Genomic DNA, 21,444 nt, shown 5'->3' with positions numbered 1-21,444 from the left:
CGCGGGCCTATCACCTCGCGACCGATTTTGGAGACCTGCACCATGACGTCCGCCCACCAACCGCTGCCGCCCGAGGAGATCGTCACGCTGGATGACCCGGAAACGGGGCTTCGGGGCGTGATCGTGCTGGATTCGACGCGGCTGGGTGCGGCGGCGGGCGGGTGCCGGCTGTGGCGCTATCCATCGCAGGAGGATGCCACCGCCGATGCGCTGCGGCTGGCGCGCGGCATGACCTATAAGAACGCGCTGGCGGGGCTGCCGTTCGGTGGCGGCAAGGCGGTGATCCGCGAGCCCGCCGGCCCGTTCGATCGGGTGGCCCTGTTTGCGGCGTTCGGCCGCGCGGTCGAAAGGCTGGGCGGCCGTTATGTGACCGCCGAGGACGCGGGCACGAGCGTTGCCGACATGACCGAGGTCGCGCGCCACACCCGCCATGTCGCCGGGATCGCCGCGCAGCCGGGGCGGCCGGGTGGCGATCCTTCGCCATGGACGGCGCTGGGCGTGTTCCGCGCGATGGAGGTGGCGGTCGCGCGGCGGCTGGGCACCACGCTCGCGGGCCTCACCGTTGGCGTGCAGGGGCTTGGCCACGTCGGCTTTGCCTTGTGCGAACATCTGCATCAGGCCGGTGCGAAGCTGGTCGTCGCGGAACCGCGCAGCCATGTCGCGGCGCGTGCCGCGGCGCAATTCGGCGCGCAGGTGATGACGTCCAGCGCGCTGGCCGAGGCGCGGATGGACGTGTTCGCGCCCTGTGCGCTGGGCGGCGTGCTGGATTTCGGCGTGGTCCGCAATCTGCGTGCGACGGTTGTCTGCGGCGCGGCGAACAACCAGTTGTTCGGCGAATTGCAGGGCAGGCATCTGGCCGATCGCGGCATCCTTTATGCGCCCGATTATCTGGTCAATGCCGGCGGCATCATCAACGTGGCGGCGGAATATCTGGGCTGGGATGAAGGCGAGGTCCGCCAGCGCGTCGATCAGATCGGCGCGCGGCTGGGCGAGATCCTCGATCTTGCCGACCAGCGCGGGCTGACGCCGGACGAAGCCGCCGATCTGGTTGCGCAATCGCGCATCCGGGGCGATCGCGCCGACGCGCTCGCCGCCTGAACGGTCGGCATGTCCGGGGATCGCAGCATCGTGGACGCAGCCAATATCTGCCGGTTCGAGATCGCGACCGATGCCTGCCCGCAGGTGCTGGCCCGCCTGCTCGGCTATTTCGCGCAGCAGGACCAGCTGATTTCCATGCTGCATCAGCGGATGGTGGGGGATGGCTTGCGGGTGACGCTGGAAACGGCGTGGCTGGACCCCGATCGCGCCCGGATCATCGCGGCCAGGATCGGCAATCTGCTGGCGGTCCGGGCGGTCGATGTTCGATCCGTGGCGCCGTGCGACGCCTGAAAAGTCCAGCAGGTCCATCGCCTTGGCGACAGCGCGTTTAGCTGCCATGCTTCCGTCCTGATCGAAGGCGCAGGGCAAAAGGCGGGCAGGGCGATGGGCGGAACCAGATATGTTGCGGCGTTCATCGCGGCCTCGCTGGCGACGGCGGGCTGGTCTGCCGCCGCGCACGCGCAGGCCTATGACGTCGTCATCCGCAACGGCACGCTTTACGACGGCAGCGGCGCGCCGGGCCGGGTGGGCGATCTCGCGATCAAGGGCGATCGGCTGGTCGCCGTCGGCAAGGTGGACGGCAAGGGCTGGACGGAGCTGGACGCGCGCGGGCTGGCGGTGGCACCCGGCTTCATCAACATGCTGAGCTGGGCCACGGAATCTCTGATCGCCGATGGCCGCAGCCAGAGCGACATCCGCCAGGGCGTGACGCTGGAGGTGATGGGCGAGGGCAGTTCGATGGGCCCGCTCAATCCCGCGATGAAGGCTGATGCGCTCCAGCGGCAGGGCGATATCCGCTATCCGATCAGCTGGACGACGCTTGGCGAATATCTCCAGATGCTGGAGACGAAGGGTGTTTCGACCAACGTGGCGAGCTTCGTCGGCGCCGAAACCGTCCGCGTGCACGAACTGGGCGAAGGCGATGTCGATCCCACGCCCGCGCAGCTCGATCGGATGAAGGCGCTCGTCTCGCGCGCGATGAACGAGGGGGCGATGGGGGTCGGCAGTTCGCTGATCTATGCGCCCGGCACCTATGCCGAAACGCCCGAGTTGATCGCGATCACCCGCGCGGCGGCGCAATGCGGCGGCATGTATATCTCGCACATGCGGTCCGAGGGTGATCGGCTGATCGAGGCGATCGACGAACTGATCGAGATTGCCCGCCAGTCAGGCGCGCCGGCCGAAATCTACCACCTCAAGATGGCGGGCCGCGCCAATTGGGGGAAATATGACGCGGCGATCGCGCGGATCGAGGCGGCGCGGGCCGAAGGGCTGCGCATCACCGCCGACATGTACACCTATCCGGCGGGGGCGACCGGGCTTGATGCCGCCATGCCGACCTGGGTGCAGGCCGGCGGGCTGGAACAATGGATCGGCCGGCTGAAGGATCCCGCCGCGCGCGCCAAGGTGGCGGCCGAAATGGCGGCGCCGGGCGACGGGTGGGAGAATTTCTACCTCGGTGCCGGGGCGAAGGGGATGCTGCTCGTCGGCTTCAAGAATCCCGCGCTCAAGCCGCTGACCGGCAAGACGCTGGCCGAAGTGGCGGCGATGCGTGGCAAGAGCCCGGAAGAAACCGCGATGGACCTTGTGGTGGAGGATGGCAGCCGCGTCGGCACCGTCTATTTCCTGATGGATGAGGCCAATGTCGTCAAGGCGACCGCGTTGCCGTGGATGAGCTTTGGTTCGGATGGTTCGTCGCAGGCGCCGGAGGGCGTGTTCCTGCAATCGAGCACGCATCCGCGCACTTATGGCAATTTCGCCCGGCTGCTCGGCAAATATGTGCGCGACGAAAAGCGGCTCGATCTGGCCGAGGCGGTCCGCCGCCTGACTTCGCTGCCCGCCGCCAATCTGAAGATCGCCGATCGCGGGATGCTCAAGGCCGGCAATTTCGCCGATGTCGTCATCTTCGATCCCGCGACGATCGCGGACAAGGCGAGTTTCGCCAAGCCGCAGGTCTATGCGACCGGCATGCGCGATGTGTTCGTCAACGGCGTGCAGGTGCTGAAGGATGGCGAACATACCGGGGCGATGCCGGGCCGCTTCGTCCGCGGGCCGGGCTTTGGCCGCTGTCCGGGGTGATCGGCCGGAGGGGGTAATCGTGGCGCCCGGCGCCGCGACGTGCTTAACTGCGGCCGACAAGATCCATGCGGGCCGCAGCGACGATGACCGACAGGCAACCACGCTATACCACCTATGAACGCCCCGCCGGCGGCTGGGGCGCGGCGGCGGCGACCGCGCGGGTGTTGATGGAACAGAGCGTCGTATCGAAGGGATCGCGCGCGCTGCTGGCGATGAACCAGCCCGGCGGTTTCAAATGTCCGAGCTGCGCCTTTCCCGACGCGACCTGCAAGAAGCGGCTGGAATTTTGCGAGAATGGCGCCAAGGCGCTGGCGCACGAGGCGACCAAGTTCCGCGTCACGCGGGAGTTTTTTGCGCAGCACAGCGTGACCGACCTGATGGCGCAGTCGGACTATTGGCTGGAGATGCAGGGCCGGCTGACCGAGCCGATGCGCTATGACGCGGCGACCGACCATTATGTGCCGTGCGACTGGGACACGGCCTTTGCGATGATCGGCGATCATCTGCGCGCGCTGGATAGCCCGCATGAGGCCGAATTCTACACATCCGGCCGAACGCCCAACGAGGCGGCGTTCCTCTACGCGATCTTCGTCCGCGAGTTCGGCACCAACAATTTCCCCGATTGTTCGAACATGTGCCACGAACCGACCAGCCGGGGCCTGCCGCCGGTGATCGGCGCCGGCAAGGGCACGGTGGTGCTCGACGATTTCGAACATGCCGAGGCGATCTTCATCATCGGCCAGAATCCCGGCACCAATTCGCCCCGGATGATGACCAATCTGGTCGAGGCGCGCAAAAGGGGCGTGCCGATTGTCGCGGTCAACCCCATGCCCGAACGCGCGCTGATCCGCTTCACCGAGCCGCAGGATGCCGTTCAGATGGCGACCCTGGGGTCGACACCGATCGCGAGCGAGTTCGTCCATATCCGCATCGGTGGCGATCTGGCGTTCCTGAAGGGCATCATGAAGGTGATGTTCGAGCGCGAGGCACGGGGCGAAGCGGTGCTCGATCGGGATTTCCTCGATACCCACACGCTCGGCCTCGATGCGCTGCGCGACGATGTGATGGCGCAGGACTGGGCGGATATCGTTCGCGTGTCCGGGCTGGCCGAAGCGCAGATCCGCCGCTGCGCCGAAATCTATATCCGGTCGCGCGCGACGATCATCTGCTACGGCATGGGGCTGACCCAGCATCAGCAGGGATCGCGGCTGGTGCAGCAGGTGGCGCACCTGCTTTTGCTGCGCGGCAATTTCGGCAAGCCCGGCGCGGGCATCGCCCCCATTCGCGGCCATTCCAACGTGCAGGGCGATCGCACCGTGGGCATCGACGAGCGGCCGAGTGAAGCCTATCTCGATCGCGTGCGCGAAGTTTTCGGCTTTGATCCGCCGCGCGAACACGGCCATCACACCGTCGCCGCGATGGAGGCGATGGAAAGCGGCGCAGCCAAGGTCTTCATCGGGCTGGGCGGCAATTTCGTCCGCGCGGTGCCGGATACCGATCGGGCCTATGCCGCGATGCGCAAGCTGGCGCTGACGGTGGGGATCGCGACCAAGCTCAATCGCGGGCACCTCGTCCATGGCCGCGACGCGCTGATCCTGCCCGTCGTCGCGCGTTCGGAACGGATCGAGACGGCGCGGGGCGAACAGTTCGTCACGATCGAGGATGCGATGTCGAACGTCACCGCATCGCGCGGCGTGCTCGATCCGGCGGCGCCGGATCTGCTGCCCGAGGTGGAGATCGTCTGCCGGATGGCGATCGCCGCGCTGCCCGAAAGCCGCGTGCCGTGGCGCGATTATATCGACGATTATGATGCCATTCGCGATCGCATCGCCGACGTTTATCCGCAGATTTATGCCGATTTTTCGACGCGCATTCAGGCGCCCGACGGCTTTCATCTCGATGTCGCGCCGCGCCGCCGGGTGTGGCTTACCGCCAGCGGCAAGGCGAACTTCCTGCCGCTGCCGGGGCTGGAGGTGAACGATCCGGTGGCCGATGGCGCGATGCTGCGGTTGGCGACGGTGCGTTCGCACGACCAGTTCAACACCACCATCTACAGCTATAACGACCGCTATCGCGGCGTGCAGAACGATCGCATGGTGGTCTTCATGAATGCGGATGATCGGGCCGCGCGGGGGCTGGAGCCGCGCGCGCGGGTGGCGCTGGAAACGATCAGCGGCGATGGCGTGGTCCGCCGCGTCGACGGGCTGACCGTGCTCGATTATCCGATGCCGCAGGGCGCGGTGGCGGGCTATTATCCTGAACTCAACCCGCTATTGCCGCTCGCCCATCATGACCGGATCAGCGGCACGCCGGCGGCCAAATCCATCCCGGTTCGCGTGGTCGCGGCCTGAAGCGGGCGCGGCCACGCGAACGCAAGGCGCATCAGATTCCGTAGATTTCCAGCAAATTGGCCTGCCCGGTATGCGCGGTCATGCCGCCATCGACGATGAAGTTCTGGCCGGTGATGTAGGACGCATCGGGCGAGGCGAGGAAGGCGACAAGGCCGCTTACTTCCTCCACCTGGCCGGGGCGGCGCATCGGGATCGCCTGATGCCATTTCGCCAGCGCTTCGGGTGAGCTTTGGCTGGTGGCCGGCGTCACGATCAGGCCGGGGCTGACGCAATTGACGCGAATGCCATCCTTCGCATGGTCGAGCGCGATCGAACGGGAGAGGTTGATCACGCCCGCCTTCGCCGCATTATAGGCGTGGAAGCCATAATCGCCGCCGACGCCGCAGATGGACGAGATGTTGACGATCGAACCGCCGGTCCTGACCAGGTGGGGAATGGCGAAGCGGCAGCCGTAGAAGATGGAATCGAGATCGGTGGCGATCACCTGATGCCAGATGGCGGGATCGACGGTGGTGACGCGGCCCAGCATGCCCGATCCGGCATTGTTGACCAGCACGTCGATGCGACCAAATTGTTCGACCGTATAAGCGATCAGCGCCTCGATATCGGCGGGACGGCTCACATCGGCAACGCAGGTGCGGGTGCGGGCGGAATCGCCCAGCGCGGCGGCGCGTTCCTCCAGCGTCGATAGCGTGCGCCCGGCCAGCACCACGCGCGCGCCTTCATCGAAGAAACGCCGGGCGATGCCGGCGCCGATGCCGGCCGCGGCCCCCGTGACGATCACCACCTTGTCCTGAAACCGCATCTGCCTCTCCATGCCATGTTCGTTGCGGCATGGGGGCATGGCGCGAAGCGGCTGTCATCCACCCTTTGCGGCCACACCGATTTTCATGGCTGTTCTGCGATAGATGCGGACAATGCGATCCGCATGGGCTGTACCCTGAACGCAAAAAGCTGCCCGGATGCAGAATATCCGGGCAGCCAGATAGTGCGATAGTGGGTGTTACGGATTGATGTTCGGCGTCCCGCCGGTCGCGGTTGCGGTCAGCGTACCGGAGAAGGTGCAATTGCCGGGGCTGCCGGCTGCGCCGGTAAGCGTAGCGCCGGTGAATGTCACCGTCGAAGTCGTCCCGGTTTCCAACCAAGCCCCGTTCAGCGGGCCCGAGCAATCAATGCCGAGGGGGCCGGTGGCCCGGACGTTGGGGATGTTCAGCGTGCCAGAGGTGGCGGTGCCGCTATAGCTGGCGGTATAAGGGGCGTTGTGCAGCGTCGCGACCGAGCAGAAGCCGCCCATCGTGATCGAATTGATCTTCATCGAGCTCGACGTGGTCGTAGCGTTGATGCTGATAGGGCAGGGGTAGGTTCCGAGCGAACCGAGCGAGGCGGTGACACTGCCCGAAATGGTCCAGGTGCCCGTCGGCGAATAGGTCGCCGCGTTTGCGTTTGCGCTGACGCCCATCAGGGCAATGGCGCTCATCGCGGAAAAGATAAACTTCTTCATAAAAGCATCCTTCCTATATAAGTTTCGAATTTGCCCTGTTGTTATAATATGGAGGGCGATTATATTGTTTGCTATTTTGAAGTGATTCGCAACGTGATTCTAGTTCAATTTGGAGATTATTCTTATTTTATTTTAGTTAAAATTTGAATGACGCGCTAAACCCGATGATTCTTGGGTCAAGATAGAATGTGTTAGCTGGAAGGCCGATATCGTCGGCGCTGATGAAGGTGTCTGTGATGGGTTGGTTGTCGAAGACGTTCTTGACGTAAAGCTGGAAGGCCAGATTATCGTCGGGTCGCGCCAGCGTGAGCGAGATATTCACATTGTCCCAGCTTTTCAACTTGTCGATAGGGCCGTTGAATATACGCGCATAGCTGGATGACTGGCGGTAATAGTCGCCGCGAAGGGTGAGTTCCCAATCATCATTGTCAAAGAACAGCGTATATTGGGCGCCGATATTGAAGGTGATGCGCGGCGCATTCGGCAACTCGTTGCCGCCGAGATCGGCATAGAAGCCGCGGCCGCCATTGGGGGCGCCGCTGCCGCCATCGGCGATATTGAGGCCCACTGTTGCCGGATTGTAAGGGGCGAACGGATCGTAGGTGAAGCCAGTGAAGAAGTAATAAGGTGTGCCGATATTCATCGGAACATTCGGATTATAGGTGCCGATTCCGGTGGCGCCCGGGCACATCGACGCCAGCATGGTGGTGGCAAGGAAGGGCTGTTCCTTTAGACCGAAATTCTTGATCGTCTGCAGCGTCTTTTCGACGAGCGCCTTTGGCGCGATGCAGTTCGATGGCACCTGGAGCCACGGGCGCAACGTTACCCAATCGGGATTGCCCTGGGTGCGATCCATCACGTCGATCGCCTGGGCGCCATTCTTGATCCGCGTCCGCAAATAGCCGAGGCTGCCATCCACCCGGAATGACCGCGATGGGCGCCAGGCGGCTTCCAATTCGGCGCCCCACACCGTCGCCGGAACATTTTCGGTGGCGGTGATGCGATCGGTGACGGCCGAGGTCTGATAATCCTTATAGTCATAATAAAAGGCGCTGGCGTTCAGTGTCAGCTTGCCGTTCATCAGCGTGTTCTTGGCGCCGATTTCGAACGCGTTGACATATTCCGGCTTATAGGTGGCCGGGAGCGGCTGATATTGCACGACGACGGGATTGAAATCGACGCGGGGCGGGTTAGCGCCGCCAGCCTTATACCCGCGCGACGCCGATGCATAGATCAGCGTATCATCGGTAAAGGACAGGTTCGGCTTCCAGTCGAAGACGACACGCCCGGTGAACTTGCCCCATTTTTGATTGATATCCGCAGCCGGCGGATATCCGCTATCGACCAGGCCGCCGGTCAAAATTGCTGAGTTCAGGAGAAGCTGACTGGGAATTTGGGACTGATATTTTCTGTCATCAGTGTAACGCAGACCGAAAGTCAGTTTGGTATCGTCCGTCGGAGTGACGTAAAGCTCTCCGAATATGCCGGTGGATTTTGTCCTGACCTTGTTCTTGCTCAGGAAATAATTGTGGCCCTGATTGTCGAGCTGTCCGATAGGGTTGGTGTCGACATACATGCACGCTGTGGATGGGTCATTATCGGGAATTCTGGGGCAATTTACTGTCTCAATTGTTGGTGATGTGAATGAGTTTAGTTTGCTTGCATCTATATTATAAGCGTACTGAGCTATCAGGTTGAAGACATTGTTGAATGCGTAATAATCGTCTTCCGTTTTGAAGTCGATATAGTTGACGCCAGCCGTGAAGTTAACCGGGCCATCCCAATCCGACTGAAGCCGAAATTCCTGCGTCCATTGCCGCGTGTCGGTCTGATTGAGATCCACCCCCAATATCCGATCGGACGCGCCGAGTTGCGGATCAGTGAACACGCCACCGGGCGCGGGGCCAAGGCCGGTGAATGGTTGTAGAAAGGCATTGAGGCCGCCTTCCCCAACTGGATCGGTGAAGGCAGGATTGGATATGAAGCGGTTATAATCCTGCGACGAATACCATTTGTCGCGGCTATAGGCGGACTGCGAATAAAATGTCAGGCCGCCACCCAGGTCGACATCGAAATTGAACTGCGCGATGTCGTTCTTGGCGCGAAAGATCGGATCGAAGCCGGTGGCGATCTCACGCACGTTGCGCGACTGGACGATGCCGGCATAGGGATCGCCAGCTTTGAGCAGGCCGAGAATTCTGACCCCGAAGATGCTTGTCGGGTCCGGCACGGTGGCGTTGCCCAAAACCTGCCCGACGATGACGAACGGCAAGCTGCTCGCATTCGGCACGCCGAAGGCCGCATCGTCGTAAAGCGTCGCGTTCTTGCAGCCCTGGCTCAGGCTGCCGCGAACGAAATCGGGAACTTCGGTATCGCCCACCATTTCCGGGCCCGGATCCGTGGTGCACAGCGCCTTGCCCGAACGCGCACGATTATCGTCTTCGTCGAAATGTTCCCAGAAGCCGCTGATGTTGATGCCGTCGCTCGGCTCCCACTTGGCGGACAGCCGGGTCGACCAGAGATGGCGGCCGTTCACCCGCTGGTTGGTGAACGTGTTATAGTCATAACCATCGCGATCGGTGAAGGCGCCGGCCGCGCGGATCGCGAAGTTGTCCGCCAGCGGCACGTTGATCATGCCCGATAGCCGACGGCTCGAATAATTGCCGGTTTCGCCTTTCAGTTCGCCTTCGAACCGGTCGCTCGGCATCGCGGGGATGACGTTGATCACGCCGGCGGTGGCGTTGCGGCCATAGAGGGTGCCTTGCGGCCCGCGCAGCACCTCGATCCGCGACATGTCGAAAAATTCCTGTTCGAACAGTCGGTTGCGGATAAGGGGCGTGTTGTTATAGGCGATCGCGACGCCGGGGTCGCTCGACGAATTCAACGCCTTCGTCCCGATCCCGCGGATCGTGATGTTGTACATGCTCGAAAAGGTCTTGGTGAAATTCAGATTGGGAACGCCACGGACAAGATCCTGGCCGCTCTCGATCTTCCGTTCATCCAGCACCTGCTCGGTCATCGCCGTGATCGCGATCGGAACAGCCTGGATCGACTCTTCCTTCTTCTGCGCCGTGACGATGATGTCGGCCTGGGTTTCGGCCGTGGGATCGGCGGACGTCGTTTCGCCGGAGCCCGCCACGATGGCAAAGCCGGTCGCGGTGCGCGTGTAGCGCAGGCCGGTTCCTTCCAGCAGCGCGCGCAGGGCCTCCTCATCCGATCGCTCGCCACGAACGCCGCGCGTCTTCTTGCCTGCGACCACCGCAGGATCGAAAGCGACATCGCGGCCGGTTTCGATCGCGAACTTCCTGATCGCCGGCCCAAGATCCTGCGCCGCGATCGCATAAGCGCGCGTTTCGGCCGCCATGGCACCTTGCAGCGGGCTGGCGACGGCGAGAGCGGCGCCGGTCAGCAAAATCGTGCGGATCGCTATTTTATGTTTTTGAAACATCAACATCCCCTCGAACCTTCTGTTCTTTTGTCTGTCCCTGGCGCATCCCCCGCCAAGCGCGTTCGCAATTCTTTAAGCGATCCGCCAATCACAGGGACGCAGCCCCGCGAGGAGTCCTCAGTGGTTCACTAAAAATTTTCCGAAATATTTTCGATAATGTGCCGATGGCCCGTAGGCGGGGCGTCGGAACCGCTGCGGGAAGGCGCCGTTGCGGGTGCGTGGCCGTGGCGACGGATGCGCCAAAGGCCCAGAACTCTTCAGCAAGGTGAAGAGTTCTGGGCAGTCGGGAGGTGCCGACAGCGGGAGTGCCCGTTGCGACACAATTATAGACGCACGGTGCTCAAAGTTCCTCATCACAAATATTGGAAATTATTCGTGCCAATGTTTGTTGCTGTGAACTTTAATTTGGGTGCAATGTGATCCGATATTGTGCGAAAGGGTTTGCGTTGATGCCCGTCAGGAGGTCGGGGCGAGCACGATCACGTCGGTACTGGACGGCGCGCGGCGCACCGGGAATACGGCTGCAACCGTTTCTGCAAAGGCTTCCGGTTGACGTGTATGGAACACGCCGGAGATTCTGACCTGGGCGAGCGCCGGATCCGACAGGACGATCTGGCGGCCGCCATATCGGTTGATTTCGGCCACCGCGGTGGCCAGCGGTGTCGCATCGAACATCAATCGTCCGAAGCGCCAGGCCTGCGCCCGTTCGGGATCGACCTTGCCGATTTTCGCCGTGGTGGCCGGGGCCAATTCAGCCTGTTCGCCGGCTTCCAGTTTTACCGCGGCATGCCCCGCGTCCCGAACCGCCACGCTGCCGCGGGCCAGAAACACCTGCGTGCGCGCGCCGTCCCGGCGGACGCTGAAGGATGTGCCGAGCGCGCGAACTTCGCTGTCGCCCGCGAACACGCGGAACGGGCGCTTGGCATCCCTGGCGACGTCGAAAAATGCCTGGCCGGAACGGAGGGTGAGCCGGCGTTCGTTGCGGCTTAATTCAACGTCGATCGCGCTGTCGGTGTCCAGCGTGATGACCGAGCCGTCGGACAGGGTGATACTGCGCTGTTCGCCCATGGCGGTGGCATATTGTTCGCCATCGGATGTCATCAGCGGCACGGCGGTGACCGCGACCAGTGCTGCGGCGGCCGCACCCGCCAGGCCATAAAGCCAGGACCGGCGGGCGAAACGGGGGGCTGGCGCATGCTCCGGCTCGCTACGCTGCAACAAGGCCCGCGCGACAGGATCGTCGGCAAGGGCGCCGACCGCATTCCATAAGGCGGTCTGTTCGGAATAGGCCTGGTTGTGCGTCTGATCGCGCAGCAGCCAGCTGGCCAGGGCGGAATGATCCGCATCGGTTGTTTGCTCGGAACCCATGCGCGCTACCCAATGCGCTGCGCGGGCGCTGGTGGTGGCGTTGCGCCCGGGGGGCGGCATCTCAGCCATTCCGCGCAATCCTTGCGTGCAGGTGGGCGATAGCCTTCATCATATGCTTCTCGACGGCGCTGGCCGATATGCCGAACCGGACCGCGATTTCACCATAACTCACCTTGTCGAGGCGATTCAGCAAAAATATCTCCCGCGTCCTTTCGGGCAGTTCATTCAGCGCCGTTGCCAGTTGAACCAATGCTTCCCTATCTTCAAAGACGCGCGCCGGCGTCGGTTCCTCACTTGGCGCGTCAAAATCCTCGAGCGGGAGATGGTGATCCTCATAACGGACGCGGGCCCGTCGCCTGCGATCGGCGAGGACGGAACTTGCAACCCTGAACAGATAAGCGTCGGGATTGTGCAAGACGGCCGTCTCGCATCCGCACAGCCTGACAAAGCTTTCATGCGCGCAATCTTCCGATGCTTCGGGGTCTAGCCCTCGATTCCGAAACCACTGGATCAGCGGCTTGCGATATCGAGATGCCAATGCCTCACGAACGGCGGACACATCTGCCCGGCTGTCGCCCAGCGCTGCCATCGCCTCCCTCTCCTCCGGCTCATCATCCGGTTATTATGATTTTGTCGAAACCGGATGCGCCGCGTCCTTCTCGTTCCCCGCCTACGGCGAAGGCTGCAGCTTACCAATCAGGTACGCACCTCCACATCACAACATTCGGTGGAGCGCCTGGCAAATGCCCCTGCATTTGCGGAACGGCAGTAACGGACCGGCCTTGAGCCTGCATATTGGCTGTCGCGGGCGGGCGGGTCTTCGGCTCCTCCGAAAGGCATTGTCCGCTCCTATTGCGCTGGAGCTTAAGTCGATCATTCCTCAATAGCATTTATTTAGCAAGGTAATTTCCGATAGAGTTTCGGAAATCGCGTAATTCGGCCAATGCGGCGATGGATTTCGAACCTCAGGCAAGCGAATCGAGACAAGCTTGCCCGCCGAGTCATGGCGCGGCGACAGGAACTGCGACGGACTTCCAGATCACCGTGTCACCTGCTTTCACGCCGGAAAGCACTTCGACGCCTTCGGGTGAAACGCGACCGATCTGCACGATTACCTGGCTTGTTGTTCCGTCCTTGTTGCGGACCGCAACCTTGCTCTCCGGCGCGACGCCGGAAATGGCCTGAGCGGGCACCACCAGCGCAGACGGCGTCGTGTATACCGTGATCGCAATATTGGCGCTCATGCCGATGCGGACCTGCTGGGCTTGTTCGGCCGGCAGCGGATCCAGCCGCGCGATCGCGGTGAAGCCGGCTTTGCCGCCAGTTGCCGCGGCATTCGAATCCGCTTCGCCCGCGACGCTGAAAATGCTGCCGGTCAGTGCCGCGCCGCCAAAGCCCGCCCCCGTAACGGTAACCGGCATTCCGGGCTTCAACTGGTTCACATCGCCCTCATCGATGCGGAATGATGCCGCCAGTCCGCCGGCGCGCGCGATCGATCCGATCAACGCGCCTCGGTTCAGCGATGAGCCGACGCGAATATCGGTGGCCGTTTGGCTTGGGCCGGACGGTGGACGGACAATGATCCCCGCTGCGGTGGCACGGACGACGGCGCCGGCCCATTGCGCATGGAGTTCCGCGTAGCGTGCCCGCGCGTTGATCAGTTCCAGCCGTGCGACGCGCAAATTGGATCCCTGGCCGCGCGCCAGCGTCGATTTCAGATCGTCCTGCGCCGACTGGGCTGCCATTTGCTGCGATCGTCGCTGCTGCAGCAATCCGTCATACTCGCTACGCGATACCAGCCCCTTGTCGAGCAGGGCCTTGGTTTCCTGAATCTTCCGCTCCGTATCGTTCAGGTCGTAAGCGGCCGATGCGGCGGAACGTCGCGCGCGGGCGACTTCGGGGCCGCTGTTCCAATTTTCCACTTGCGATGCGGCTTCGGCCGCCTTGAGCAAGGTGCCTTCCGCCTCGTTGCGGCTTTTCTGTAGGTCGGAAAGGTCGAGCTCGACCAGCATCTGGCCGGGGACAACCCGGTCGCCATAGGTGAAGCCGATAGTCTTCACCTTGCCATCGAAGGGCGCAAAGACGGCGACCGCATCGCCCGCGACAATCGCGCCAGCAAAGGTGATGGACGAACTGAAAGGCCGCTTTGCCAGGACAAGGCTTTGCTCCTCGAACCCGGCGTCCGGCAACGATGCCTCGCTGCGTGGAACCGCCAGCCATAGCGCAACGGCGGCGACCAGAAAGACGCCGGCCGCCGCATGTCGCGGCGATCGCTTCAATCGTTCAAGGAGATGCGCCATGTTTTCAGCGTGTTCCCGACCTGTTGATCCAAGGCAGTGAGCGCGTTGAGATAGGCGATCGATGCCGCGAGCTCCTGGGTATCGGCGGCGCGCAGATCGGCCTGGAAGGACAGCACCTCGAAGTTCGAGGCGCGACCCACTTTCAATTTTTCCTGCTGCAGTTCGAGCGCGCGAGCCGCCAGCGCGCGTGCCCGGCGCGCGGCTTCGAGTTGCAGCCAGCTCGCTTCCACCGATTGCACGCCATCGCGGATTTGCAGTTCGGCCGATTGGACGAGGCCTTCATAAGCGATCTCGGCGTTGCGCAGGCCGATGGTGGCCTGAATTTCCCCCTGCCGGCCTGACAAATCGCCGCTGATTGGAATGCCGAGTTGGATGCCGATGGCCTTGTCGGTCCGTGAATCGATCGCGCCGGCAGGCGTGTCGAGCCCGCGCTCCTGCGTGATGCTTCCCGTGACGCGCAGATCCCACAGGCGGTTGTTGCGGGCGAGGGAGACGGCCTGACGGCTGATTTCCAGCGCCTTGCTCTGGGCCAGAACGTCCATGCGGGATGAAAGACCGAGCTGGATCAGCCTGTCCATGTCGATGTCGACATGGCTCGCCTGGATTGCGTCGGCGGCGAGGATATTGGTGCGTGAATCGAGCGCGAGCAGCTGGATCAGCGCGAGTTGCGCGGAGATCTTCTGCTGCCGCGCCTGCAGCATCGCGACTTCCTGGTTGGCGACTTGCGATTCCGTCTGGACGATATCGGCCGCGGGCATGCGGCCGGCGGCAATCAGCGCGCGGTTCGTGGTCAGCAGATCGCGCGCCCGTTCGAGCGACAATTCCGCCAGCCTTACCTGTTCCTGCGACTGAACCAGCGTGCGATAGGCGACGATGATCGCCGAGACGATGTTGGAAACAGTGGTCTTGAGGTTGAGCTGGTTGATCTGTTCCTGCAGCCGCGCGATCCGCAGTGGGGCCAGGTTGACATCGAATCCGGCGCCGCGAAGCAGCGGCTGGCTGATCAGGAAAGTGGCGGTTTCATCGGCCAGATGAGGGCCGGGCTCAAGGCGGTCGCGCCGTTGCCAGGTGAAATCGACGGTTGCGCCCGTGGTGGTCCTGAGCGCCACGCGCGGCGTCACGCTGCTGTCGGCATAGGTTGTTCCATCGGCGCGCCGCGCCGAGACGTTCGCGCTGATCCCGACCTTGGGCCAAAAGTCGCTGCGGGCGACGACAAGATCGAACTTCTGGACGATTCTGGAGAGATAGGCCGACCGAATGTCACGATTTTCGCGAAGTGCGAGGGCGACGGCATCGGTGAGGCTGAGCGGGACCGGCGCTCCGGCCGGTTGGCTGGTCGATCGTTCCGTCGCGATGGGAACGATTGGCGGATATGCATCTTGCGCCTTCGCATGCGACGTGGCTGGTATCGTCGCCGACGAGAACAGGACGAACAGGGCAGTCAGGACATGAAAAGGATCGGGCACGGCGCCGTTCCGGCGATGCTGATACTGGCGGGATGCGCGACGCCCGGCGAGTTGCGTGCGCCGCCGCACGAGCCGAGTTTCATCGATCCGACGCCGGTGCCCGAGGTGCCGCGCTATCAAATGCCTAATCCGCACGAAGCGCCTCGATCGGATGAAGGCGCGCCGCAGTGATCGCGGGATAGAGGCCGAACACCAGCCCGACGATCGCGGCCATGCCCGAACCCAGTGGCAGCACATAGAAAGCGAGATCGAAGGTCCAGCCGGAATATTGCGCCATGATCCAGGCGATGAGGACGCCGATCAGGGTTCCCGCCACGCCGCCGGCCAATGCCAGCACCCCGGCTTCGACCGTGAACATCAATTGCAGGTCGCGCGGTGTGGCGCCGATGGCGGCGCGCAAGCCGATTTCGCTGCGGCGTTCCATCACGCTCATCAGCATGACGTTCATCACGCCAATGCCACCGACGAGCAGCGAAATGCCGCCGATCGCGGCGAGCATGCTGGTGTGAACGGCTTTCTGTTCGTTCATTGTCTTTATCAGTTGCCGTGCGCTGATGACCTCTATGGAGGATGACGCATTGGCCAGCATTCCGCTCAGTCGCGCGCCCGCTTTTTCGGCGTCCGCGCCGGGCCGCAGGCGCACCATCGCCGTGGTCGGGGCTGAGCTGCCCAACACGCGACGCGCGCAATCGAGCGGAATGAGGAGAGCCTTGTTATAGTCGCCGGGGCTCAGTGCCTCGGCAAAGGAGGGCCGCAAGGTGCCGATGACGCTATAGACATAGTCGCCGATCGCGACCTTGCCGGTCGGCATCAGCTGGTTTCCAGGCGAAGACAATTGCGTCGCTGCTTCGGCACCCGCCACCGCCACCATCGCGCATTGGTCAATCGCGGCAATGCTTCGGCCCCGTTCGAGGTGTAGGCCCGCCAGCCGCGGGAGTGCCGGCGTTATCGCCACGATCAGCATGTCATGGCGTTGCGATCCGAACGCCACCTGCGCCCGGCCCGTTGCCAATGGCAGGGACCATGCGACATCGGGATCGCGCGCGGGCAATTGTTCGATCAGTTCGCGGTCGAGCGCGGCGGGCGCTGCGCCGGTGGGCATCGCCCGCAATTGCACCATGTCGGCGCCGAGATGGCTGAACAGTTTCGAGGTTTCGAGCTGCGCGATATGGCCGATATTGAGCATCGCGACGATCGATGCGGTGCCGATCAGGATGCCGAGCAGCGCAAGCGCCGACCGTCGGCCTTGCGCGCGCAGATTGGCGAGCGCCTCCCGTAGCGTTTCTGCGACCTCAAGGTTGTGGGCGGGCCTGCGTGGCATCATCCGTCGCGCCGCACGTCCGAAACCACGCGCCCGTCGAGTATCTCGATGCTGCGATCGCAGGCTTCGGCGAGGCCGCGGTCGTGCGTCACCATCAGCAGGGTCACGCCGAAATCGCGGTTGAGCTGGCGTAGCAGTTGCAGCACTTCGGCGGCCGTCACGCTGTCGAGGCTGCCTGTCGGTTCATCGGCAAGAACCAGCTTGGGGTCTCCGATAAGCGCGCGGGCCAGCGCCACCCTCTGCCGCTGGCCGCCGGACAGTTCGGCGGGGAGGTGATGGACCCTTTCGCCAAGCCCCAGCCGGTCCAGCATGGCAAGTGCCCGCGGCTTGCGTTCGGGGCGTGGCGTGCCGCGATAGAGCAGCGGCAGCGCCACATTTTCCCATGCGGTTAATCGTGGGAGCAACTGGAAGGATTGAAAGACGAAACCGAGCAGTTGGTTGCGCAACCGCGCCGCTTCGGTGGCTGATCCAAAGTCGATGGGAACGCCGCCCAGTTCGATCTCGCCCGCATCGGGATGATCGAGCACCCCGATGATGTTGAGGAGCGTGCTTTTGCCGGAGCCGGAGGGGCCGAGAATGGCGCAGAACTCGCCATCGGCCACGTCGATCGAAATATCGTGCAATACGGGGATCGGTTGTTCAGGCGTGCCATACGCCTTTTGAACATGGTTCAACCGCAGCACGGTTCCTCCCCCTCTCATCCGGCATATTAGGCTCTGGGCTCATGCTCGGCTGAACTTCCCTCTTTCTGTAATATGAAGGGAGGAAAGCTCATTTTTCAGTAGGATGTACCTTAATCACATCATTTGCCAGTTCATATTTGGGCCGGCTTGGACGGCGTTTTCGATTTTCGATCGATATTGGATGCAACGCGCCGCCGGCAATTGCGCGTACCTTTCGGAGAACCTTCCGATTGCTGGCCGTCAGGAGTGAGTGCGCGATTTCTTGCCCCCGGTCCGATTATGGCGTTTCGCTGACTGCTTGACTTCCCAGGGGGAGGGTTCGCCGCGCCGCCTCGCAATGCTTTCGATGAACGGACGGAGGAGTTCTTCGACGAGATCCATCTGTCGCGCATAAGCGTCCACGCCCTGGCGCATCAAAGGCAGCTGGCCGGGTTCGAAATGGGCAAAGGCCTGCCGCAGCATGCGATCGCTGGATCCGTTGCGGGCCACGGCCGCGCGGTCGCGGCACACCGTGATCGCGGCGCCCAGGGTTGCTGCGCCGATGCAGCGCCAGGCTGAAACTGCCTCCTCTACGCTGAAGCCGCGCGCCACCAGCACTTCGACGAAGCGTTCCGTTACCGCCAGTTCGCGTTCGATGCCGCCGCCGCCATCCATCACCTGAAGGATGAGATGGGGTTCGCCGGCCAGCGCGTCGCGCAGGCTGGTGGCATATTCGATGATATAGTCCGACCAGCTCTGTTCCTGATCGCGGGGCAGGGCGACGGCGGAGAGCTGGCGGTCGATCGCCAGCCGCAGCAATTCATCGCGATTGGCGACATATTGATAGAGCGTCGAGATGCCGACACCGAGGCGTTCGGCGACGCGCGTCATGCTGAACCTGTCGAGCCCGAGTTCCACGGCCGCGTCTATCACCATATCGCGCGTCAGGCTGCGCGGGCGGCCGACGCTGCCCTGTGACTTGGCCAGCCACTTCGCGTTCAAACCCTCGGTCATAAATCCCTATTTACGAATGTATTTCGAAAATTGTATTAGGGAATCCGCCGGTCGTTGTCGAGAACAATCGCGACGATCCGTGCCCTTGGCGGGGCACGGCGTCTGGCGCCCCGAGAGATAAAGAGAGAATGCCCATGAAGTTCGCTTTTCCTGTGCATGTGCTGTCGCGCGCCTCTGCTTTCGTTCGTTCGCCGCGTTCCTTGTTTGTGGCGATGGCGGGCGTTGCCACCTTCGTTGCTTCGGCGGGCGCGGGGGCAACGGCGGCCGACCCGGTTCTCGGCCTGTGGCGATCCAAGGATCGTGGCGGCACGATCGAGCTGCATCGCTGCGGCGGCGCGATCTGCGGCCGTATTCTGGATGGCGCGAGCCTGCGCGCGAACCCCGATCTGCGCGATGTCCACAATGGCAACAGGAGCCTGCGCGCGCGCGCGGTGAAGGGGCTGCGCGTGTTCGACGGCTTCACCGGCGGGCCGCGCCAGTGGAAGGGGGGATCGCTCTACGATCCGGAAAGCGGCTGGGGCACCAAAAGCGGCTCGCTGACGCTGAAGGATGCGAACACGCTGGAGGTGAAGGGCTGCGTCGCCTTCATCTGCCAGTCGGAGATCATGTTGCGCATCCGCTGACGGCAGGGCCGGCGGAAACGCCCGCCGGCCCGTCATCGCCTCCATTGTCTGCCCACGGAAACAGTCTGATCGCATCTGCGATCTTGTTGCGCCACGCTTCGTCCGCAAGGATGCCGCCGCGCGCCCGCTTCCGGCTATTCCGGCTTGTGAGAAGCGCGTGAGAATGACTGCGAAAACCGCAGCAGGGCAGGGGAGATGAATATCGGCAGCGCGCCGATGGACGCTTGATCCCTATCTGCCGGCACAGGAGGGGATGATGAAGCGTTCTGCTTTACTGATCACGCTGATGAACAGTGTGGCGCTGACCGTGGGGGTCGCGCCGGCTTTTGCTCAGGGCGCCGCGGCCGGCGCCAGCAGCGACGGCATGTTCGACGATATCGTCGTCACCGCGCAGCGGCGCGAGGAGCGGTTGGTCGACGTGCCGATCTCGGTATCCGCCATCGGCGAACAACGGCTTGAAAATGCCGGTGTCACCACCGTCACCAATATCGGCACGGTGGTGCCGAATATTCAGATCAACGAAACCGTGGGCAACAGCTGGAGCCCGCTGATCTCGATCCGCGGCCTTTCGCCGGCGGGCGATACCAGCCTTGGCCGCGACCAGCCGGTCGGCATCTATATCGATGGCGTGCCGGTGTCGAAATCTACCGGCGCCGCGTTCGATACGGTCGATCTGCAGCGCGTCGAGGTGCTGCGCGGGCCGCAGGGCACGCTCTATGGCAAGAACACCATCGGCGGCGCGGTCAACCTCGTCACCCGCAAGCCCAGCGGCGAATTTGGCGGGCAGGCCTCTGCCGGCGTCGGCAATTACAATTCCTACACGCAGAAATTGTCGGTCGATCTGCCGGCGATCGAGGGTGGCTTCGGCGCGATCAAGATGAAGTTCGGCGTGTCCGGGCGGCAGACCGAGGGTTTCTTCGATAATACCGGTCCGTCGCGCAAGCATTTCGGCGAGCAGGATCAGTTCGCCGCGCGCGCGGATATCGTGTGGGAACCGACCGACAATCTGTCGATCGCCTACGCCTATGACATCACCGACAATGACGGCACGGGCGTGATGCTGGCGCTGAGCGCGCCGGGCCTGATCTCGCCGACGTCGCCGGTGCCGGCGCTGCGTGCGCTCTATCCGCTGATCGCCAATTCGATCCATACCGACCGGCCTGACGAGATCGGCACCGACGCCACCGGGCGCAGCGATTTCAGCGTCAGCGGCCATGCGATCACCGCCGAATATGATGCGGGAACCACCGGGATCGGCGATATCACGCTGAAATCGATCACCGCGTGGCGCGACCTGAAGACGCGCAGCAACAGCGATTTCGACGGCACCGTCTATGATTTGCTGCGCTTCACGCTGAACAATGATTATGATCAGTTCACGCAGGAATTGCAGGTCATCGGCACCAGCGAGGATTTTCGCTACACGATCGGCGCCTTCTACATGCGTGATAATTACAGCGTGTATAATCCACGCTGGTCGCTGCGTTTCGGCGCCGACAACCGCTATGATCTGAGCGACCGTGGCGCACACAACAAGTCGATCGCCGGCTATGGCCAGTTCACCTGGAGCCCGTCGTCGCTGGACAACCGGCTGAGCCTGACCGGCGGCCTGCGCTGGACCAAGGAAACGAAGCGCGTCCGCAACCTGTTCTTTTCGTACAACGCTTACGCGGTCAATCCGGCGGATCCGCTGTCCGGCGTGTTCGTGCGCGACGCCAATGGCAATCCGATCACGATCAGCGGTGGACCGGCCAGCGGCGCCCTGCCCAGCGGCAACGGGCCGGGGCCCTACGATCTGATGCCGCTGGAAAACAAGAAATCCTGGTCGCGGCTGACGCCCGAAGCCAGCATCTCGTTCCAGATCCAGCCGGATTTTAATGTCTATGGCCGGTTCGCGACGGGCTTCAAGAGCGGCGGCTTCAACGACACGGCCGCCACCAACGACGCGTTCGACACGGCGTTCGATCCCGAAAAGCTCACCTCGTTCGAACTCGGCACCAAGGGCATCTTCGCCGACGGCCGGCTCAGCCTGAACCTTGCGGTCTATCACAGCATCTACAAGGATTTTCAGGCCGGCGTGTTCGTGCCGACCTTGATCACCACCAACATCATCAACGCCTGTCAACGGCGGAGCAAAAGTCGGCCATTCGGCGGCGTAAAACCAGGCCACGGTGTTACATGCCGGGGGGAGTGGCGTGAGGGCGTAGCCCGAA

16 protein-coding genes are annotated in these 21,444 nt (G+C 63.0%); 6 read left to right on the top strand and 10 right to left on the bottom strand.

Going from position 1 to position 21,444, the window contains the following annotated elements; translation table 11 throughout:
- Positions 1 to 42: 42 nt before the first annotated feature.
- From CHB74_RS15380 to CHB74_RS15365, 4 genes are all read left to right on the top strand, one after another.
- Positions 43 to 1,098, top strand: coding sequence for a Leu/Phe/Val dehydrogenase (locus tag CHB74_RS15380; RefSeq protein ID WP_089220524.1), 1,056 nt, complete (start codon positions 43 to 45; stop codon positions 1,096 to 1,098).
- 9 nt (positions 1,099 to 1,107) lie between these two features.
- Positions 1,108 to 1,389, top strand: a complete 282-nt coding sequence (locus CHB74_RS15375) for a hypothetical protein (RefSeq protein WP_089220523.1) — start codon at positions 1,108 to 1,110, stop codon at positions 1,387 to 1,389.
- Positions 1,390 to 1,482: 93 nt separating this feature from the next.
- Entirely contained in the window at positions 1,483 to 3,177 is a 1,695-nt protein-coding gene (locus tag CHB74_RS15370) for an N-acyl-D-amino-acid deacylase family protein (RefSeq protein WP_089220522.1), read from the top strand.
- An 83-nt stretch (positions 3,178 to 3,260) separates the two neighbouring features.
- On the top strand, positions 3,261 to 5,528 hold the full coding sequence (locus CHB74_RS15365) for an FdhF/YdeP family oxidoreductase (protein WP_089220555.1): 2,268 nt from the start codon (positions 3,261 to 3,263) through the stop codon (positions 5,526 to 5,528).
- A 31-nt stretch (positions 5,529 to 5,559) separates the two neighbouring features.
- Here the strand turns inward: CHB74_RS15365 and budC are convergent, their stop codons facing one another.
- The 10 genes from budC to CHB74_RS15315 all read right to left on the bottom strand — a co-directional run bounded on the left by budC (position 5,560) and on the right by CHB74_RS15315 (position 18,608).
- The gene (gene budC, locus CHB74_RS15360) at positions 5,560 to 6,333 is read right to left on the bottom strand and encodes a meso-2,3-butanediol dehydrogenase (protein ID WP_089220521.1); all 774 of its coding nucleotides are present in this window, start codon (positions 6,331 to 6,333) and stop codon (positions 5,560 to 5,562) included.
- A 198-nt stretch (positions 6,334 to 6,531) separates the two neighbouring features.
- Entirely contained in the window at positions 6,532 to 7,029 is a 498-nt protein-coding gene (locus CHB74_RS15355; protein ID WP_089220520.1) for a hypothetical protein, read from the bottom strand.
- Between the two features lie 136 nt (positions 7,030 to 7,165).
- Positions 7,166 to 10,477 (bottom strand): TonB-dependent receptor, encoded by a 3,312-nt coding sequence (locus CHB74_RS15350; protein WP_089220554.1) that lies wholly within the window; start codon positions 10,475 to 10,477, stop codon positions 7,166 to 7,168.
- A 456-nt stretch (positions 10,478 to 10,933) separates the two neighbouring features.
- Positions 10,934 to 11,914, bottom strand: a complete 981-nt coding sequence (locus CHB74_RS15345; RefSeq protein ID WP_089220519.1) for a FecR family protein — start codon at positions 11,912 to 11,914, stop codon at positions 10,934 to 10,936.
- The gene (locus CHB74_RS15340; protein WP_089220518.1) at positions 11,907 to 12,434 is read right to left on the bottom strand and encodes an RNA polymerase sigma factor; all 528 of its coding nucleotides are present in this window, start codon (positions 12,432 to 12,434) and stop codon (positions 11,907 to 11,909) included. Before CHB74_RS15340 ends, CHB74_RS15345 begins: the two co-directional genes overlap by 8 nt.
- 412 nt (positions 12,435 to 12,846) lie before the next feature.
- Positions 12,847 to 14,145: an efflux RND transporter periplasmic adaptor subunit gene (locus CHB74_RS15335; protein ID WP_089220517.1), complete on the bottom strand. Its 1,299-nt coding sequence runs from the start codon at positions 14,143 to 14,145 to the stop codon at positions 12,847 to 12,849.
- On the bottom strand, positions 14,121 to 15,611 hold the full coding sequence (locus CHB74_RS15330) for a TolC family protein (protein ID WP_245842958.1): 1,491 nt from the start codon (positions 15,609 to 15,611) through the stop codon (positions 14,121 to 14,123). Before CHB74_RS15330 ends, CHB74_RS15335 begins: the two co-directional genes overlap by 25 nt.
- 124 nt (positions 15,612 to 15,735) lie before the next feature.
- Positions 15,736 to 16,935, bottom strand: a complete 1,200-nt coding sequence (locus CHB74_RS15325) for an ABC transporter permease (protein ID WP_089220515.1) — start codon at positions 16,933 to 16,935, stop codon at positions 15,736 to 15,738.
- A complete protein-coding gene (locus tag CHB74_RS15320; RefSeq protein WP_245842957.1) occupies positions 16,932 to 17,555 on the bottom strand; it encodes an ABC transporter ATP-binding protein in 624 nt (207 codons plus the stop codon). Before CHB74_RS15320 ends, CHB74_RS15325 begins: the two co-directional genes overlap by 4 nt.
- A 300-nt stretch (positions 17,556 to 17,855) precedes the next feature.
- The gene (locus CHB74_RS15315; RefSeq protein ID WP_245842956.1) at positions 17,856 to 18,608 is read right to left on the bottom strand and encodes a TetR/AcrR family transcriptional regulator C-terminal domain-containing protein; all 753 of its coding nucleotides are present in this window, start codon (positions 18,606 to 18,608) and stop codon (positions 17,856 to 17,858) included.
- A gap of 212 nt (positions 18,609 to 18,820) precedes the next feature.
- Here CHB74_RS15315 and CHB74_RS15310 point away from each other — a divergent pair, with 212 nt between their 5' ends.
- Positions 18,821 to 19,231: a DUF2147 domain-containing protein gene (locus CHB74_RS15310; protein WP_245842955.1), complete on the top strand. Its 411-nt coding sequence runs from the start codon at positions 18,821 to 18,823 to the stop codon at positions 19,229 to 19,231.
- A 256-nt stretch (positions 19,232 to 19,487) separates the two neighbouring features.
- Positions 19,488 to 21,444, top strand: a 1,957-nt coding sequence (locus CHB74_RS15305; protein ID WP_245842954.1) for a TonB-dependent receptor, incomplete at its 3' end; no start/stop codon positions are given.

Source organism: Edaphosphingomonas laterariae (assembly GCF_900188165.1).
Taxonomy (GTDB): domain Bacteria; phylum Pseudomonadota; class Alphaproteobacteria; order Sphingomonadales; family Sphingomonadaceae; genus Sphingomonas_E; species Sphingomonas_E laterariae.
This window is presented reverse-complemented; position numbering and strand designations above follow the sequence as displayed.